The 17,767-nt window shown below is 60.2% G+C and carries 11 protein-coding genes, 2 tRNA genes and 2 pseudogenes; 4 read left to right on the top strand and 11 right to left on the bottom strand.

The genetic code is table 11. From position 1 onward, the window contains the following. Positions 1 to 5: 5 nt before the first annotated feature. On the bottom strand, positions 6 to 1,175 hold the full coding sequence (locus B5V02_RS11465; protein WP_111544316.1) for a D-alanyl-D-alanine carboxypeptidase family protein: 1,170 nt from the start codon (positions 1,173 to 1,175) through the stop codon (positions 6 to 8). Positions 1,176 to 1,391: 216 nt separating this feature from the next. Between B5V02_RS11465 and B5V02_RS11470 the strand changes: the two genes are divergently transcribed. Continuing rightward, entirely contained in the window at positions 1,392 to 2,555 is a 1,164-nt protein-coding gene (locus tag B5V02_RS11470) for a M20 aminoacylase family protein (RefSeq protein WP_111544526.1), read from the top strand. Positions 2,556 to 2,640: 85 nt separating this feature from the next. Beyond that, positions 2,641 to 2,717: transfer RNA gene (locus B5V02_RS11475), tRNA-Arg, on the top strand. Between the two features lie 51 nt (positions 2,718 to 2,768). On the opposite strand, the pseudogene B5V02_RS11480 reads toward B5V02_RS11475, so the two are convergent. The 8 genes and pseudogenes from B5V02_RS11480 to B5V02_RS11515 all read right to left on the bottom strand — a co-directional run. After that, positions 2,769 to 2,960, bottom strand: a pseudogene (locus tag B5V02_RS11480) (adenylate/guanylate cyclase domain-containing protein); the annotation flags it as partial. Between the two features lie 2 nt (positions 2,961 to 2,962). Beyond that, positions 2,963 to 4,825, bottom strand: a complete 1,863-nt coding sequence (locus B5V02_RS11485) for a TPR end-of-group domain-containing protein (RefSeq protein ID WP_167458463.1) — start codon at positions 4,823 to 4,825, stop codon at positions 2,963 to 2,965. Positions 4,826 to 5,047: 222 nt separating this feature from the next. Next, a complete protein-coding gene (locus tag B5V02_RS11490) occupies positions 5,048 to 6,364 on the bottom strand; it encodes a hypothetical protein (RefSeq protein ID WP_111544318.1) in 1,317 nt (438 codons plus the stop codon). Between the two features lie 278 nt (positions 6,365 to 6,642). Beyond that, positions 6,643 to 7,893, bottom strand: a complete 1,251-nt coding sequence (gene gltS / locus B5V02_RS11495) for a sodium/glutamate symporter (RefSeq protein ID WP_111544319.1) — start codon at positions 7,891 to 7,893, stop codon at positions 6,643 to 6,645. 193 nt (positions 7,894 to 8,086) lie between these two features. Continuing rightward, entirely contained in the window at positions 8,087 to 9,097 is a 1,011-nt protein-coding gene (locus tag B5V02_RS11500) for an Lnb N-terminal periplasmic domain-containing protein (protein WP_111544320.1), read from the bottom strand. Positions 9,098 to 9,253: 156 nt separating this feature from the next. After that, a complete protein-coding gene (locus tag B5V02_RS11505) occupies positions 9,254 to 10,540 on the bottom strand; it encodes an alpha/beta hydrolase (RefSeq protein WP_425374389.1) in 1,287 nt (428 codons plus the stop codon). A gap of 237 nt (positions 10,541 to 10,777) precedes the next feature. Further along, entirely contained in the window at positions 10,778 to 11,842 is a 1,065-nt protein-coding gene (locus tag B5V02_RS11510; RefSeq protein ID WP_111544321.1) for a tyrosine-type recombinase/integrase, read from the bottom strand. Positions 11,843 to 12,082: 240 nt separating this feature from the next. After that, positions 12,083 to 13,258 (bottom strand): porin, encoded by a 1,176-nt coding sequence (locus B5V02_RS11515; RefSeq protein WP_111544322.1) that lies wholly within the window; start codon positions 13,256 to 13,258, stop codon positions 12,083 to 12,085. Positions 13,259 to 13,709: 451 nt separating this feature from the next. On the opposite strand from B5V02_RS11515, the gene B5V02_RS11520 reads away from it, so the two are divergent. Together B5V02_RS11520 and B5V02_RS11525 are read left to right on the top strand one after the other, a co-directional pair. Then, a tRNA-Ser gene (locus tag B5V02_RS11520) sits at positions 13,710 to 13,802 on the top strand. A 149-nt stretch (positions 13,803 to 13,951) separates the two neighbouring features. Continuing rightward, positions 13,952 to 15,124 (top strand): porin, encoded by a 1,173-nt coding sequence (locus B5V02_RS11525; RefSeq protein ID WP_111544323.1) that lies wholly within the window; start codon positions 13,952 to 13,954, stop codon positions 15,122 to 15,124. A 112-nt stretch (positions 15,125 to 15,236) separates the two neighbouring features. Here the strand turns inward: B5V02_RS11525 and B5V02_RS11530 are convergent, their stop codons facing one another. Next, on the bottom strand, positions 15,237 to 16,193 hold the full coding sequence (locus B5V02_RS11530) for a DUF2950 domain-containing protein (RefSeq protein ID WP_111544324.1): 957 nt from the start codon (positions 16,191 to 16,193) through the stop codon (positions 15,237 to 15,239). 26 nt (positions 16,194 to 16,219) lie between these two features. Next, a pseudogene (locus B5V02_RS11535) lies at positions 16,220 to 17,551 on the bottom strand (DUF3300 domain-containing protein). Positions 17,552 to 17,767 lie beyond the last annotated feature (216 nt).

A 17,767-nucleotide genomic window follows, 5' to 3' on the forward strand; every position in this document is an offset into this window, starting at 1 on the left:
ATGCTCTAGTTCGCAGCCTTGACCGGCTGGTCGCCTTGCGCGGCGGAACCGGCAATGACCGGACCCGCGCCGGCCGGCGCCGGCTGGTCGGGACGCCAGCTCGGGATCGGCACGTCGGCATATTCCTGGCCGCCCTGGTCGAGCATGGCCTTCGGCGCCGGACCGGTGGCGCCGCCGAGGCCGACGGCAACCAGCGTCGGCACATGGTCGAGCTTTTCCTGGTAGGGCGATTTCGGCACATCCTTGGCGGCAGCGGCGGCGGGCGGTGCCTCGGACCGCTCCGCCGGCGCCTTCTTCTTGCAGATCTCGTCCTGCATGTCGTTGGGCGAGACAGTGTCGCCGTAGGGCGCCAGCGTGGCGATGGTGGCCGAGCCCACGGCGGGCGTGTCAAAACCCTGGTCGAGCAATTTCGCTGCGGCCTCGGCACGGGTGATTGCCGACTTCTCGCCCAGCACGACCGCCACCAGCGTGCGCCCGTTGCGGGTCGCCGAGCCGATCATGTTGAAGCCGGAGGGGCAGACGAAGCCCGTCTTCATGCCGTCGGCGCCAGGATACCGGCCGATCAGCAGATTGTAGTTCGCGATCGCCTTCTTGCCGACCGCAAGCCCCTCGATCGAGAACCACGGCGCATATTGCGGAAATTCGCGCCGGATCGCCATCACCAGCACGGCGAGGTCGCGCGCCGTCGTATACTGGTCCGGCGAATAGAGCCCGTTCGGATTGACGAAATGCGTGCCGTTCATGCCGAGGCGAGTCGCCTCGGCGTTCATCCGTTCGGCGAAGGCTGCCTGCGAGCCGCCGACATTCTCGCCGACAGCCATGGCGATGTCATTGGCCGACTTGACCAGCATCATCTTCAGCGCGTTGTCGAGCCGCATCACCGAGCCCGGCTTGAAGCCCATCTTGCTTGGCGGCTCGGCGGCGGAGTGTTTGGTCACCTTGATCGGCGAATCAAGCTGGACCTCGCCGGCCGCGATCGCCCGGAATGTCACATAAGCGGTCATCAGCTTGCTCAGGGACGCCGGATACCAGCGCTTGAACGCGTCCTGATGCTGCAGGATCTTGCCATTGTTGAGGTCGAACACAACGACCGGATTGGCCAGCGCCGACCCGGCCAGGACCGACAGCGCGATTGCGCCAGCCGAGAATAGTTTGAGGAAATGCCTGTGCCGCATGATCAAATCCGAAATCGCCTCTTGCCGTAGTCGCCCCTGGCTCCGTAAGATTTCGTTACGCGACCGCCAGCATGATGAGTCCGACCCTCAAAAACCGGACTGCATCGTTGCGGTGCTATTTACTCTATGTGACGCCAACATGGCAAAGTGCCTGACGATCACAATTGCAAGGCAGCGGACAACACCCGCCTGTCCCAACAGCGAGATGGAACCATCATGCCAATCCTGAACCGTGCCGCCGAAATGCAGGACGAAGTTGCCGGCTGGCGCCAGCATCTGCACCAGACGCCAGAACTGAACTTCGATGTCTTCAAGACCGCTGCCTTCGTCACCGACAAGCTGAAAGCCTTCGGTTGCGACGACGTGGTGACCGGCCTCGGCAAGACCGGCGTCGTTGGCATCATCCGCGGCCGCCAGGGCGAAGGCCCCACCATCGGGCTGCGCGCCGACATGGACGCGCTGCCGCTCAACGAGATCACCGGCAAGCCCTATGCCTCGACCAACCCCGGCAAGATGCATGCCTGCGGTCATGACGGCCACACGGCGATGCTTTTGGGTGCCGCGAAATATCTCGCCGAGACGCGCAATTTCACCGGCTCGGTGGCGGTGATCTTCCAGCCGGCCGAGGAAGGTGGTGGCGGCGGCAACGAGATGGTCAAGGACGGCATGATGGAACGTTTCGACATCTCCAGGGTGTTCGGCATGCACAACATGCCGGGCCTGCCTGTCGGGCAGTTCGCCATCCGCCCGGGCCCGATCATGGCGGCGACGGCCGAGTTCACCATCACCGTGCGCGGCAAGGGCGGCCATGCGGCAATGCCGCACGGCACGATCGACCCGATCGTCATCACCAGCCAGCTGGTCGGCGCGTTGCAGACGATCGCCTCGCGCAGCACCGATCCGGTCGAGGCCGTGGTGGTGTCGGTGACCAAATTCCACGCCGGCGATGCCTATAACATCATCCCGGAAACGGCGGAAATCGCCGGCACCGTGCGCACCTTGCGCAAGGAAATCGCCAAAAAGTCCGAAGAGCGCATCCGCACCATCTGCGACGGGCTGGCGACCGCGTTCGGCGCCAAGATCGAGGTCGACTATCAGGCGAATTACCCCGTCACCTTCAACCACGCGGAAGAGACGGTGTTTGCCAGCGATGTCGCGGCTGGTGTCGCCGGCGATGCCCATGTCCACCGTGGCATCCAGCCGGTGATGGGCGGCGAGGATTTCTCCTACATGCTGGAAGCCCGCCCCGGCGCCTTCATCTTCATCGGCAATGGCGACACCGCCGGTCTCCACCACCCGGCCTACGACTTCAACGACGAGGTCATCCCGCACGGCATGAGCTATTGGGTGAGACTGGCGGAAACAGCACTCGCCGCCTGATGCATGTCGCGCAAAGGGCTGGCCGAATTGCGTTCGGCCAGCCTCTTGGCGAAACGATCCGAAGCGGCTATGTGTCTGGCCGCGTGGTCCCGTAGCTCAGTAGGATAGAGCGGCAGATTCCTAATCTGTAGGTCACAGGTTCGATTCCTGTCGGGATCACCACGTTTTCAATAGCTTAGCGGATTGACGCCGTACTTTTTTGCCATTTCTGCCTGACGGGAACTCGACAAGCATGCCGTCGCCGGTGAGCTTGACGATGCGGCCCTGGTGTTCGGCGATCTTGCCGTCGGCCATCTCGCGCCGATGCGTCTTGAGCGCCGACAGCGTGCCGGCTTCGTCAAGCCCCATCAGCCTGGAATAGCCGACCACGTCGGCGGCAAGGATGGCGGTAAGCCGGCGTTCCATTGCTATCTCGCAAGCTCCAGCACCGTCTGCCAGCGCGGAAGGCTGTGCAGCGGATCAAAATCCGAGTCTTGCAGAACCCACGCTTTCATTTCGTGGTTGGCGCGCGGCATCACCCTTTCGAGCATGTCGAACACCCGGTCGAAATCACCGAGGAAGCAGTGGAAGCAGGCAAGGTTGTATTGGGTCAGGACATCGTCGGGGTCGATCGCGAAAGCGCGCGCGGCCCACTCCTTCGCTCGATCGACCTCGCCAAGTCCGGCGAGCGCGTTGGCGCCGAGGTAGGCAGGCCGGGGATTTTCCGGATTCCTTGCAAACTCGCGCTCGGCTCGTTCAACACCCCTGCGAGCAGTCTCCCCTTGTTCCTCATGTCGTCCCAACGTGCGATAGATCTGAATCAGCAGAAGCAGGGATTGGTAGTCGTTGGGGTCTATCTCGGCGGCGCGCTCCCAGTGGACGGCGGCCTTTTCGAGCTTTCCCCGCGCATAACAGCTGCGGGCGTAGAAATAGTGGGCTTCGAACAGGTTGGGATTGCCCGCGATCGCCTGCTCGAATTCTCGGTCCGCTTCGTCGTACCGCTGGCCGACCGAGAGGGCCAGTCCGCGCGAGGCATGCGCTTCGGCCAGTCCGCTTTCGATCTCGAGCGCCTTGGCGGCGTTGGCCAGTATGCCGTCGAGCGACACCTCCTCGCTGTAGTCGAGGAACAGGAAGGAGTCGCAATCGGCGCTGCCGGCATAGGCGCGCGCATAGAGCGGGTCGAGCTCGATCGCCATCGTGAACATCCGTCTGGCGAGCCGGTAGTTCAGCTTTGTGCCGCGGTGGAAAAACTCACGGCCTCTCAGATAGTAGGTGTAAGCCTCGACACTCTCGGTCGGCGACGCCTCGATCGCCTTCTTTTCTTCCGGCAGCAGCCTGACCTTGAGCTGGTCGACGATCGTTTTTGTGATCTCGTCCTGAATCGCGAAGATGTCAGTCAGGTCGCGGTCGTAACGATCGGCCCACAGATGCGTGCCGTCCTTGCTGTCGATCAGCTGCGCGGTGATGCGCACGCGCTGGCCGGCCTTGCGGACGCTGCCTTCAAGCACCGTTGCGACATTGAAGCGCCGGCTGACCTCCTGCACGTCGACCGACTTGCCCTTGTAGGTGAACACCGAATTGCGGGCGATCACCGACAGGCCGGAGATTTTCGAGAGATCGGTGATGATGTCTTCGGTGATGCCGTCGGAGAAATACTCCTGCTCCGGGTCGCCACTCATGTTGTTGAACGGCAGCACAGCGATCGACGGTTTTTCCTTCGCCGGCGCTGGCTTGGGCGACGCCGCGCCGTTCGTCACGCGCGGCGGCGGAGCGCCGGCGAAGAGGTCGATATTGTAGACTCGAACCGGCCGGTCGATGTTCTTCAGCGTCTGCTCGCCGGTGTCCTCGAAGGAGAGATCGAGCCGGTTGCCGACATTGTCGCGGACCGAGCCGGACACCGCGACGCCGCCGGGCTTGGCGATGCTTTCGATGCGCGCCGCGATGTTGACGCCGTCGCCATAGATGTCGTTGTCCTCGAAGATGATGTCACCGAGATGGACGCCGATGCGGAATTCGATGCGGCGCTCCTCCGGCACGTCGACATTGCGCTCGCGCATCCGGCGCTGGATGTCAGCGGCGCACGCCACTGCGTTCACCACGCTCGGGAACTCGACAAGCATGCCGTCGCCGGTGAGCTTGACGATGCGGCCCTGGTATTCGGCGATCTTGCCGTCGGCCATCTCGCGCCGATGCGTCTTGAGCGCCGACAGCGTGCCGGCTTCGTCAAGCCCCATCAGCCTGGAATAGCGGACCACGTCGGCGGCAAGGATGGCGGTAAGCCGGCGTTCCATACTCGGTTGCCCCGCTTGTTTCGGAGGCATACCTTAGCAGTTTCCCGCGTCGCAAGCGGGCTTTTCGTCGACCAGAGGAAGAATACCAACATCTCACCCAGCTCTCTATTCGAACGGCCTCACGGTAAGCAGTACGCTGCCAAACGACAACGGCCCATTCGACGGTAGTGTTTCATCGTAGCGGAGCGAGGAGTGTTGAGAAGTTTGCGCGACATACCATCGCTAGCTGGGAGGTATCGCAACCAGGAAGCCACTGGCCAGCAGATATTCATAAAGATGCAGTAGAGGGGATGCGGGGCGCAACTGATCGGCAGTTATCCATTGCCGGCTACCGTCAACCTCCCATCCGCGTCCCAACTCAGTTTCGAGCAGGGGAAGCAACTCCTCGCGAGGGCAGGGATAGGCCAGTACACGTACGTTGGAGCCGAAAAGCCGCGCGATACCCTCGAGCAGGCGGCCTTCCAGGTGCTGGTATCTCACATCGTCGAAAATCCGTATCAACGCAGGCAGCGGCACGGCAAAACGCAACGGAGCCTGCGTATAGCGACGCACGAATGCGGTGGTGCGGTACAACTGGCGATGCTGCGTCATCATCGCTGCGCCCTTGCCCATTGCAGGAAGCGGCGCATTGGAATCGACGACCGTCAGGCGTACATCGATGACGTCCTTCACCTCAGGACTGCCCGCGACCTCACGGCGGAGCGTTTCCAGACACTCAGCAACCGCCTTGGCAGAAAGGCCGTCACGCGGGTCGCTTGCAAGGGGTATAATAACCACAGCCTTCTTATACAGAAATTCGTTGGCGGCGACGGCCGCACCGTCACCGTCCAGCATCACCGCCTCAGCCTGACCGTCGCGTGCCAAGGCCATGTGCAGTTCGCGCATGTCGCAACCCGCGAACGCGCGGCCTCGCATCACGATCTGATCAATTTCGAGGCGATCATTTGCAAGGTTGTCGAACATCCTCGCAGGCAAATCACCGGGGGCTGCCCGCTCATTCAGCAGCGCATGCAGCAGGTTCACACCGAGAATGCCCACCGCCTCCTGCTGAAGCAGGTTGGCATTATTGCGAAGGTTTACGTGCAGCAGAATGTCGCTCGCCTCAGCCCGCGGGTGATCCTGAAAGCGGACGCCGATCCAGCCGTGGCAATCGTTGGTGCCCGCAAAGTTGCGGGCGGCGATGGTATCGGCGAACGCAAACAAGCGCGTATCTTTGCCGCGCGTGTCACCGATCTGTTGCACAAGCGATTTCCATTCACAATCGAGCATCGTCTCAAGCCGCGGCCTGGACACGTAGCGTGTTCCGGAGCCGTAAAGGTCATCGCTCACTTCCTTGTCGTAGGCTGAGACGGTCTTGGCCACCGTGCCAGACGCGGCGCCAACGCGCAGAAACCATCGCGCCACTTCTTGACCCGCGCCGATCTCGGCGAACGAGCCGAAACTCGTTGCGTCGAGATTGACCTCCAGCGCCTTCCGATGCGTGTCAGCAGCGGCGTTATCCGATCGACCAGTCGCATCGGTAGTGGCAGTATAATTCATGGCGGGGTCTCTGCGGTGGACTGCGGTTGCGTCTGAATACTGCCGCCCAGCGCTAGCTGCAAATTGATCCGCTGGGCGAGTTGTTCGCTCTGAACGAGCAGCAAACCAGCTGCGCCCAATGCGCATTCACCTGTTGCTTTTGAACCGCGCGAAGATCGCCGCTGCCTATGAGGCCGACAGAACTTGCAATAAGCATAGCGAGTCCGCTTTACGGCGGCTAGCGGGCGTCGCTACGCCAGTCGACAGGTTGCCGCTCGTTCGACCGCATTTGTCGGAAATCAGTGCCCAGCGATGCCCAGTGCCTTCATGTCGAAAAGTGGCAACGCCAGGAATGCCTTCGCAACGAGAGCATTGGCAAGATCGACGAAGAACGATCCGGCCAGGGTGATCAGCAAGAACGCCTTCGGGGCTGGACCGTAACGGCGCGCCACCTCATCCATGGTCGCCATCGCGACGGGCATCGAAGATATCCCGAAGCCGAGGAAACCACCGACCGTAACCGCTGCCTCATAGTCCCGGCCCAGCAACCGGAATAGAACGAAATAGGCAATCGCCACGATGACGATGATCTGCAGCAGTACGTTGACGAAAAGTGGTCCGAGGATAGCGGCAACGGTAATCAGCTTTGTGCTCATGAGGCTGAGCACCAGAAACAGGTTCAGAGCGACCTCGCCGCCCTTTTGAATCGGCTCGAAGTCCAGCCGGATGCGTGTCCAGTCAACAAGGTTCGTCAGGAAAACTCCCGCGAGCATCGCCGACAGGAAGCCAGGCAGCAACAATCCTGCGTCCTTGGCCCAGCTATTGAGCTTGTCGCCAAGAAGGACCGATACCGCAACAATCAGGATGGTCGCCAGAATACTCTCAAGGTTCCCGCGATCCTCCTGAACTGTTGCCGGCGCCTCCTTTTGCGGCTCGGCGAAGGAGACCTCCGTCTGCGGTGGCGCAACCGGAGAGAGTTTGTGACGCCCGATCAGCCAGCCGGTAATGGGTCCCGACACCAGCGCGCCGGTGATGACCGCAAGAGTCGCCGCTCCTGCTCCGACCGCTTGCGCGTTCTGAAGCCCGACGGCCTCCGCCTCCTTCGCCCAGGCAAGTGCCGTCCCTGGCCCACCGACGAAGGAAAGGCTCCCGGCAAGGAGCCCGTAGAAGGGGTGTGCACCCCAAGCCGTAGCGACACCGATGCCAACCAGATTCTGGCAGACCAGCAAAAGCACTGTCACCGCGCAGAGGATGACCAACGGACGGCCGCCGGCTCGCAGCGCCTTCAACTTCGCCGACAGGCCGATCGTCGTGAAGAAGACAAGCAACAGAAGATCGCGGAGCTTTGTGCCGAAGGCGACCTCGGTTCCGAACATGACCTGAGCAAGGAGAACCAGCAGCGCCACTATCATGGCACCGATCACGGCATTGGGCATGTCGATGCGTTTCAGCGCTGGAACCATTTGACGGATGCGGGTCCCCGCGACCAGCGCGATCAGACCAATGATCAAAGTTGCAAGTTCCGAGAATTCAACATGGTCCGCGGCCATCGGCTCAATCCCCCCGTCGAAGCTCTGCGAGCGCCTCCTTCATCGCCACCAATCTCGCTTCGGCGAATGGCTGAACGTCTTCGGCGATGCAAGATAACAACTGCGCTGCTCGGCCAGCTTATCACCAATGCCAGGTCATCGAGACCGGAAAACCCCCTTGGCGCTTCGATCCCACCTGCGAGCCCCTCCCAGATCAATAGCCAAGGCGAGGAGACGGCACACCAACCCGGATCAATCTCGAAAAATCCGGCGACAGGCCTGACTTCCGCGCACGGTCGTCTATGTGTGCTAGCTCCCGCAAGGTCGACAATGGCAAGCGGGTGTCGAGCGCACCCCGGTCGTACGCGTATTCGGGAAGATAGCCGTTGACGATGAGGCGCCAGTCGAGGGGAACGGCGTCGCCGACCGCTCGCATCATCTTGACGATCGTCGTCGTGCAGTTCGTCGTGATGGAATTGTAGAATGCAGGCTTCGTGGAAAGCGCATTTGCGTCCGAGACGTATTCCAGCAGAAGCGCCCGGGCCGCGTCAGGCGCCGCTTTCAGGCGATAGATCTGGACGTCCTCCCCCCGAACATTTGACCTGACGCCGACCACGTCTCGCTCGTCGGCAGCGATAATGACCAGGGGATTGCTCTTGAACAGGTCCGCTATGGGCGAAAACTCGCCACCGACACGACGCCGCACCTCAATGGACCAGGCAAGATATTCACCACCGGAGAAGCCAAAGCTCATGATGACATGGGCCATTTCCGGTCCAGCCCAATAGGACATGAAGAGGTCGGCGGTCTGAAGGGTGGAAAGGTCGTAGGTCCGGGTTGTCCAACGTTCGGTGAAATCGGTGTCGCTGCGCCATTCGAAGTCGCGCACGTCTTTCAGCGTCAACAGGTTTCCGTCGCGAGTGCCGGTTACCTGACGGGCCACATCTGGCGCCCAGTCGGCGTCGCCCAAAGGCTTGATGGTGCTCCACCAAACCAGAACCGCAGCGAACGCAGCGAGAAACAGGACGAACGCCCTGAAGCGAAAACGGCTGAAGAGGGCAATGACGGTGCCGATGCCGAATAAGATGAAAAGGGCGCAGGCCACAACCCGACCAAGCTCTGCCGAGGGCAGGCGATACCATATGGCAAATCCGGTCCAGGCAGTCAAAATTGCAACGGCTAGTGACAGGATGATGGCGAGCGATGTCCGAGCGATGCGATGCATTCATTTCCCCTTCCAGCCAGACGGGACCAGCAGAGGCGTCGCTTCAGGCGTGGGGCTCGCTCTCCGCCCACTGAATGCCATTCTCACGGAACGTTCAACGCAACTTCGAGATGGGGCATCAATAAGCTTCGCTCCCGCCTTGACTTCGTTGAAACGCTATTTCTTGCACCCTTTTGTGGGTGCCACGGGCAGGTTGCAATTCTTGCTGCCAGCATTCGTTTTCTTACTGCTTTGCGAGCCGGTCAAACTCTCGACCTCATTGCCGTAGTTTTCCCTGGTGTTCTGATCGACCATTGCAACGGGTGCCGAAATCACCAACCCTGCAGCACTGCCAGCCGCTGCCGCCGCGCCGGTCGTCGCCTGCACGATCGTGTCGCCAAGGCCCACCCTGCTGTCGGTCAGGCTCTGGCCGCCGGCCATCCGCGTTCCGATCAGCTGCACGATTTGCGGTGACGACGCGAACTTGCCGTGGTTCAAACTGTCGCCGGATTTGACTTTCGTCAGATCGATGACGACCACATTGTTGCTCGCGAGTTCTTCCTTGTATGGAGCTTGTTCCGGATCAATCGATCCGAGCCGGGGGATGTTGCCCCAGACCCGTCGCGAAACCTTGAGCGCGCGATCGTCCTGCGAGACAAAGAGGGTGAACTGCGGGTGCTGTTTGCCCATGTCGGCAATCTGCGTGCGAAACACGTCGACATCGACGTCCGGCGCGGCCAGCATGACGTTCTTGAACTTCGCCGGCAGGCCGCCATTGCGGATAGCCATCTGGCGCAAGGATTCCAAGGCAAGCCAATTACCCATCGAATGGGCGAGGATCGAAACCTCTTTTACTTCGGGATCGTGCGCCAGGTATTGGAACAGCGTCTCGAGCGCATCCCGCGTGTAGTTGGTGCTTTCGCGATCGTAGCCATAGGCCAGCGTACTGCCTCGGGAAGGCCATGTGACCAAAATCGGAGCGCTGTCGGTACCGGTATCCTTTGCGATCTGCGCAAAGCGATAAACGGAGTCCTCGAAGCGGTTGTTGAAGCCATGGATGAAGACCAGCACGCTGTGGTCCGGGCTCTTCTTGACAGAGGCGTGTAGCCACTCCTTCGCGCCATCCCGTGTTAATTCCTCGGCTTTCACAACCGCGAAATCAGTTGCCGGGTTTGAGGGCAGCTTCTTGGGCCAGGCGACCTCGCCGACCTTGCGTACCGACGCCGGCGGGATCGACACCGTAATGTCCGCAAAAGAGGGAGCGCTTCCGCGCTCGCCCGTATACATCTCGGCCGGATTGGCGGAGCGAGCGCGCGTCGTTGCCACCAGCATCTCCACCTTGCTGGATGAAGGCGACGTATCGGCCACCGGCAACAAGACATTCGTCGGGCGGGACGCACAGCCGAAAAGCAGGCCGACCAATGCAAATGCGAGCAATGCGTTGGTGGTACGCCCGACTTTCAATTTACCTATGACGCCGGTTCTCAAAACGCCCCCCAACTGTGCAACCTCAACAAGGTGGTTAGTACCGCCCTGTCGCCGACCGATCAGTCGATACAGATTGCCATGATAATGGCACCCGAGGACTGATGGGCATGCCGCTCCACACTGCCAAACGAAGACAGGCGGCCTAAAGTAAAACCCAAGCTCAAAAATTGATCTCAGGTACTTACCGGACTCTACCTCAAGTCGACGGAACTGTCAGGATTTGGAGCCTTTCCTGGTCGCCCGGGACGATATCTTCGCCGCGACGGGCTCGGTCTTCGCCTCTTGCTTAGCCGCCGAAGAAGAAGGCAGAGGATTTTCCGCCGCGCTGTCCGGCTGGGCGGGGCGAGGCGTTTCCAGCACGACGACACAGCCGTCGAGGTCATTGGTGGCCAGATGCGCATAGCGCATGGTCATCGACAGCGTCTGGTGGCCGAGCCACATCTGCACGCGCCTGATGTCGATGCCGCCCTGGACGAGACGCGAGGCGCAGGTGTGGCGCAATATGTGCGGCACCACCTGGTCGTCGGCGCCAAGGCCGACTTCGGCTTTGGCATCGTTCCAGATGGCACGGTACTGTGCCTGGCTGAGCTTGGTGAACGGGCCCTTGGGCCGGCGGCCTTCGGTGGCTGGCAGCTTGATGACCTCCTTGACCCGCTCGGTCATCGGAATGGTGCGGCTGCGGCCGGATTTGGTGATCCAGAAACTGACGCGATGCTCCTGGATGTCGTTCCAGATCAGCCCGAGCGCTTCGCCGAGACGGCATCCGCTATCGACCAGGAAGACGGAAAGCCTGTAGGCATCCTCGCTGCGGCTCTTGATAGCGGCGAACAACCGTGCCTCTTCGTCCCTCTCGAGGAAACGAATCCGTCCCGCCCGCTCCTTCTGGCGGCGGAACTCGGGCAGGCTGTGGATGTCTCCCATCTTATGAGCCTTGCGCAGCAGTTTGCTGAGGGCAGCCATCTTTCGATTGATGGTTGCGTTGCTGTTGCCGCGCTGGCGCAAGGTACCAATAAGGTTATCCAGGGTACTCTGGTCAAAGGCGCTGAATCGCTCCCCAAGGAGAAGCTCATCTATCTCGCCGATGAAAGAGCTGACATTGTATTTATGCCGCCCATCATCCCACAATATGTCCCGGTATGCTAAAAAGAGCTCACCAACCCTATACGACTTTACTTCTCTGATCTTGTTGTAACTGTATTGTATCTTCGAATTTTGAGAAGAAAACATCGAAAAATGATCGGAGGGCTCACCCTCTTGAATCGCTTCGGTCGTCATCATTTGCCACACCCCCGAGTGGGATAGATCAGCCCTATCCGCTTGGAGGCGTCCTTTCAAGAGATTTGAATCACGCAGTTGTGATTTCATCCGCCCATCAGCGGATCCCACGAAATCACCCACGGACCCTATTCAGCTACCGTTACCCCCTGTTCCTTCTGTCTGCCTTGACCCAGTCACGAAACAAAAACAGCCCGGGCGTTTGCGCGCCCGGGCTGGATTTCACCTGTGTAGAACCAGCCCTTAGAACGAGCGCTGGAAGCGGAGGAGACCGCCGATGGCGTCGTCGTCGCCAGGCCGAACACCAGTCCAGTTGGAGTCGCCCACATTGACGTAGTCGACTTCGGCCGTGATCGTCATGCCCGGAACGATGTCGTAGGCGATGTTCGCCGCGACGCCGAGGTTCTGATCCTCGTCATAGGAGATCTGAGTGTTGAACGAGGTCTTCTCGTTGAACTTGTAGGTGCCACCGCCCCAGATCGCCCAGTTGCCGCCCCACTGCTTGTAGAAGCCGCGACCGCCAGCCGGAATGGCCCAGGTCGGGTCGGAGAGGTTGTCGTCGGTGCCGTAACCGCCCATGACCCACAGCTGTATGGCGTCATTGACGTTCACGTCCAAGCGGACCTTGGTGGCGACTTCTTCGTAGTTGCTGTCATAAGCGACAACACCCGAAATGCCACCCCAGCCCTGCGTCCACTTCACGCCGCCGACGACGTGCGGAACGTAGCTGTCGATGGTGCCCTTTTCGCCCGAGCCTTCTTCGAGCGAGAGAACGGCCGAGAAGCCGTTGCCAGCATCGAAATAGTACTGGACGACGTTGGTGTCGAAATCGCCGTAGGGAACGAGCGTATCCTGGATGACGTTGCCGGCGTAACCGGTGAACGTATTGAAGGCCGATTCGTCCTTACCGACGCGGAGACCACCGAGCTGGATCCAGGCGAAGTTCAGCGAGGTGCCCTTGTTGCCGGCAGCATTGGCGTTGAAGAAATCGTCAGAGGCATCAAGCGGAGTACCATTGTCATTGCCGGTGGCATAGCCCTGCCTGTTGCCGAAGTTCCAGCGGGTCTCGGTGTAGGTCTTCAAGGTGCCGAGTTCGGTTTCCTGGCCGGTCCAGGTCTTCAGCGTGAAGCGGGCATTCTTGTAAAAGGTGTCCTGCTCGTCACCGTCCTCGTGGTCGCCTGACGTAGCGCCATCGAACGAGCCGACGTCGCCGACGCCGATGTCATAACGGACGTAGCCGCCGATGCGCAGGCAGGTCTCGGTGCCGGGGATGTAGAAGTAGCCAGCGCCGTAGACGTCGCAGATCTTGACGTATTCAGCGGGTTCCGGCTCGGCGACGACGACGGCGTCGGCGGCGCGCGCACCGGAAACTGCGAGCAGAGCCGCAGCGGAGCCGAGGAGAAGGCTCTTGATGTTCATTTTCTGACCTCCAGTCAAAAGTTAAAAAACGGGTCTGGGTATTCTTTGCTGAAGGACAGCGTTCCCTGCCCCATCCCCACTACCGAAAAAGATGCGCACCGCGCCGCTCCTTCAAACTCGACATTACCCATGAGGCGGCGGCGTTCAACCACGATCGTACCGGGCAGGTCTCTATCGGCGTGCTATCCCTGGCCTGTGTTGCAGAAACGTCACGATTTGGCCCCAGTTGGAAAGCTCTCGTTAATCTTTGGACCCCTTGCAACCCCTTGCAATCCGGCCGAATCCGGCAATTGGCCGCCGGAATTGCGGCCGAGCTCCCGAGTCGCGAGCCAGGGAATTGCCACGGAGCCGCCACATAAGGAAGGGGTGCTTCGGCAGAAGCCGGCTTCTTTAGAGATAATGCCGCCGGCTTGTTGATTGTGCGGCGCTTTTCTTTATCCCGCGGCGCAACGGAGGGGTGGCCGAGTGGTCAAGAGGCGCTCCCCTGCTAAGGGAGTAGAGGTCAAAAGCTTCTGGTGGGTTCGAATCCCATCCCTCTCCGCCATCCTGCTTCGCGCTGCGCGCCTCGCCTTCAATTTTCTCCAGCATTAACAGATGGATGACCGGGATGTTGGCCATTGCAGCCGCGCCTCACGGCCGCGAAAACCGCGGAGACGGCCACTGTTTTGTTCGATTCTGACTGGAGGTCAGAAAATGAACATCAAGAGCCTTCTCCTCGGCTCCGCTGCGGCTCTGCTCGCAGTTTCCGGTGCGCGCGCCGCCGACGCCGTCGTCGTCGCCGAGCCGGAACCCGCTGAATACGTCAAGATCTGCGACGTCTACGGCGCTGGCTATTTCTACATCCCCGGCACCGAGACCTGCCTGCGCATCGGCGGCTATGTCCGTTATGATATCGGCCTCGGCGACGTCGGCTCGTTCGATGGTGCTCGCAGCAACGACGTGCAGGACGGCAAGAACCAAAGCACCTGGTACAAAAACACCCGCTTCACGCTGAAGACCTGGACCGGCCAGGAAACCGAACTCGGCACGTTGAAGACCTACACCGAGACCCGCTTCAACTTCGGCAACTCCAACGCCGATCCTGACTTTGGCTCGAACTCCGCACACAACAAGGACGTCTCGCTGAACTTCGCCTGGATCCAGCTCGGTGGCCTGCGCGTCGGTAAGGACGAATCGGCCTTCGATACGTTCATCGGCTACGCCGGCAACGTCATCCAGGATACGCTGGTTCCCTACGGCGATTTCGACACCAACGTCGTCCAGTACTATTTCGACGCAGGCAACGGCTTCTCGGCGGTGGTCTCTCTTGAAGAAGGCTCGGGCGCCGGCGTTGATGGCCAATACGGCGTCGGTACGATCGACAGCTATGTTCCGCATGTTGTCGGCGGCGTGAAGTGGACGCAGGGCTGGGGCGCCATCAGCGGTGTCGTTGCCTATGACAGCAACTATGAAGAAGTGGCAGGCAAGGTTCGCCTGGATGTGAACGTTTCCAACGAACTGTCGCTGTTCATCATGGGTGGCTACGGCACCGACGACAATTACAACGACGCAACCTACGATCAGCCTGCGGGCGGTCGCGGCTTCTACAAGCAGTGGGGCGGCAACTGGGCAGTGTGGGGCGGCGGCACCTACAAGTTCAACGAGAAGACCTCGTTCAACGCTCAGGTGTCTGCTGACGACTGGAAGAACGTCGGCGTTGCAGCTAACGTTGCCTACGACATCGTTCCCGGCTTCACCGTCACGGCCGAAGTCGACTACCTCCATGCGGGCAAGTTCGGCGAAGCCGGCACGGAAAACTTTGCCTGGACCCCGGCCGACAAGAAGAACAGCGTCGGCGGCCTCCTCCGCTTCCAGCGCTCGTTCTAACAGGCCCTACCTGACTGAAGTCGAACCCGGCGGGCAACCGCCGGGTTCTTTCGTTACCGGAACGGCTCGCTGGTTCGATTTCCAGTGCTAAGCAAGCGGTTTCAAATTGAAGCTAGTCACCGGTCACCTGCCATTTGTCATCGGGATTGAACAGCTTTATCCCTCCGGCCACAGCCTCCGTTTTCGGGCCCAGGTCGGCCTCGTAGACAATGCCTTGCTGATTGACCACAAAGGTTTTGACGCCCGTCTCGGCATATTTCACAGGCCAGGCCAGAAGCGCGAAACCAGCGATCATGTTGCCGTTGATGATGTAGTTGTAGGCGCCACCGGCGATATTTTTGCCTTGGCCCGTCAAGATACGGAAGCGATAGCCAAAATAGCCATTGCCTTTCTTTGCCTTGTCGAGAGCCGCCTGGTTGATGAAATCGCCTGCCGGACTAACGCCATTGGTCTCGTCGGATGGCCAATATAGTCCGTCGGCCCGGCCCTCGCTGCTGACCAACTTCTGGGCGTATTCCAGCACGCCATCGCCATCGTGGTCTTCGGCAGCGTAATCACGCTGAGCGTCCACGTAGGAGCGGACCGTTTCGATCGCCGCGATCTCATTTTCGCCGACGCGCCGGTTGATGATCTCTTCGACGCCAGCCTGGGTGTCGAAAGCCCATTTGCCGTTTTTACCCTTCGTGATCGGGAATGGCAGCGTCCATAGCTTGTCGCCAATATTGAGTTCCTTGCGGTCGCCAAGGTCGCGCACGATCACCGTCTTCGCAGCGCCTTGCCGGATCTGCGCGTAGGTATCCATCACGCCTTCGCTTGTCCGCAGCTTCGCGGCATCCAGCCCAAGCAATGCCGCCAGTCCATCGAAATCGTCCTTCGCCAGGACCGATTTAAACGCTTCCACCGCCGCCGATGGATCGTCGAAAAGCGGCGGACTTTTTTTGGCCACGTAGTCCGAGAGGCTGTGCACCTCCTGCGCGCCGGCAGAATTTGCGGAACCCGCGCCAATGCCCAAGATCATTCCGGCACCGAGCAGCGAACGTAGAACAAGACTCCGGACGGACGTTTTCATGTCGGTTCTCCTCTCGCCAAACTTTATTAACGCCTGTGCCTGCCACCGCCGCGCCCGCCACCGCCGCGCCCACCACCGCCCTGCCTGCCACCGCCCTGCCTGATCATCTTGTGGCCGCCGCCGCCGCCGCTGCGAATTCCGCCTCCCATGCTCCTCGCACCGCGGTTGGAGGCAATCTGCTGACGTTTTCCGGAGCTGACGTTGCCAAGACCCGAAGGATTTCTCGGTCTGTTGTCCACTCTCGCTGCGGGCCTGGGCTTGCCGACCGGGCGATTGATTTTCCCTGACGCTTTTACGACAGAGCGGTCATTCTTTCGCGCCGAGCCAATCGGATTGTTGTTGGTTGGCTTTTTGAAATCCGGCCTCGACGCCGGGGGCCGGTTTTTCAAACCCTCTCTGATTTCGCGTTGGCGGACGTCCTTTACCTGGCCGGACTTTCCGGCAAGCGCGTTCACCCGGCCATTTCTCAGATCGGACGCCTTGTTGCGCATATTGTTGCGATCGTCGGACTTGATCCGGTTGCTGATCTTCGTTTTGTCGATGTTGGCGAATTGGTTCTTGTCGAAATTCATTTTCGAACGGTCGACGTTTTTCCAGTCGACGTCGTTGAAATTGACCTTGCCGTTTATGTTGTTGAAGCAATTGTTGCAGTCGATATCGATATCGTTGCCGTTCCAGCGCCCTCCCCACACACCCCCACCATTCCAGTCCACCGCCGCTGCCCAGACGGCGCCAGTCACGAAGGCCGCGAAATAGGGCGCAGTGGGATATTAATAACTTGGGTAGGGGGCTGGATAATAGGAGATCGGAGCAACCGGATAGTCGGTGGCATAGAGCATTTGCGGCTCATATCGTGGAACATAGATCGTTTCCGCGCTCGCGGATCGGATGACCACATTGTCGTTCTCCTCGACAACCTTGATCTTGTCATCGGACTTGATCACGCCTTTGGCGACAGCCGTGTCGCGCAACTGCTGAATAGCGACCAGAACGTCTTTTTGCTGATAGGTCAGTGCGTCGCCAAGCGCTTGGGTCCACTCCAGATCGTCGCTCATCATTTTGACGATGTCGGGGTAGTTGAGCAGTGAGATGACGCTGCCGTCCCAGCTTTCCTTTGGTTTCAGGCCTGGCTTCTTGGCGACCTGATCCAAAAACCGGTTCGCCTCCACGATCTGCAATGGATAAAGCGACGCCTCGGAAATCACCGCGACAAGTTCATCGGGGTAGAGCGCAATTCGCGCTACCAGGATTTCAAGTTCATCCTCTTCGAGCGGTTCGGGGGCTTGGGCGGCCGCAGCGCTAGCTGTAGCAGCGGCTTTATCCTGAGCAATCGCGAAAGGGGTCTGAGCGGAGCACATCAAGATCGCGATCACGACCACGGCGCCAGCATGCCAACGCGGAAACTTGATCTCCATTGTCATCCTCCCAGGTTGTGACAACCCGGTTGTCAGCGACATCCGTGTCGCTAAGTCCAGGGCGAGTGTTCTTGCCTTGGCGTTACGTTGGCGCATTGCCTGCCGATGCGGAAGGTAAGTAACTGTATGCTACGTGCAGCATTGGCAAACCCTGCCAGC

The organism is Mesorhizobium kowhaii (genome assembly GCF_003253745.1).
Classification (GTDB): domain Bacteria; phylum Pseudomonadota; class Alphaproteobacteria; order Rhizobiales; family Rhizobiaceae; genus Mesorhizobium; species Mesorhizobium kowhaii.

Bases quoted from the DNA above. Each gene is read 5' to 3' on its own strand.
- B5V02_RS11465 (WP_111544316.1), bottom strand. From the start codon at position 1,175: ATGCGGCACAGGCATTTCCTCAAACTATTCTCGGCTGGCGCAATCGCG.
- B5V02_RS11470 (WP_111544526.1), top strand. From the start codon at position 1,392: ATGCCAATCCTGAACCGTGCCGCCGAAATGCAGGACGAAGTTGCCGGC.
- B5V02_RS11485 (WP_167458463.1), bottom strand. From the start codon at position 4,825: ATGGAACGCCGGCTTACCGCCATCCTTGCCGCCGACGTGGTCCGCTAT.
- B5V02_RS11490 (WP_111544318.1), bottom strand. From the start codon at position 6,364: ATGAATTATACTGCCACTACCGATGCGACTGGTCGATCGGATAACGCC.
- gltS (WP_111544319.1), bottom strand. From the start codon at position 7,893: ATGGCCGCGGACCATGTTGAATTCTCGGAACTTGCAACTTTGATCATT.
- B5V02_RS11500 (WP_111544320.1), bottom strand. From the start codon at position 9,097: ATGCATCGCATCGCTCGGACATCGCTCGCCATCATCCTGTCACTAGCC.
- B5V02_RS11510 (WP_111544321.1), bottom strand. From the start codon at position 11,842: ATGATGACGACCGAAGCGATTCAAGAGGGTGAGCCCTCCGATCATTTT.
- B5V02_RS11515 (WP_111544322.1), bottom strand. From the start codon at position 13,258: ATGAACATCAAGAGCCTTCTCCTCGGCTCCGCTGCGGCTCTGCTCGCA.
- B5V02_RS11525 (WP_111544323.1), top strand. From the start codon at position 13,952: ATGAACATCAAGAGCCTTCTCCTCGGCTCCGCTGCGGCTCTGCTCGCA.
- B5V02_RS11530 (WP_111544324.1), bottom strand. From the start codon at position 16,193: ATGAAAACGTCCGTCCGGAGTCTTGTTCTACGTTCGCTGCTCGGTGCC.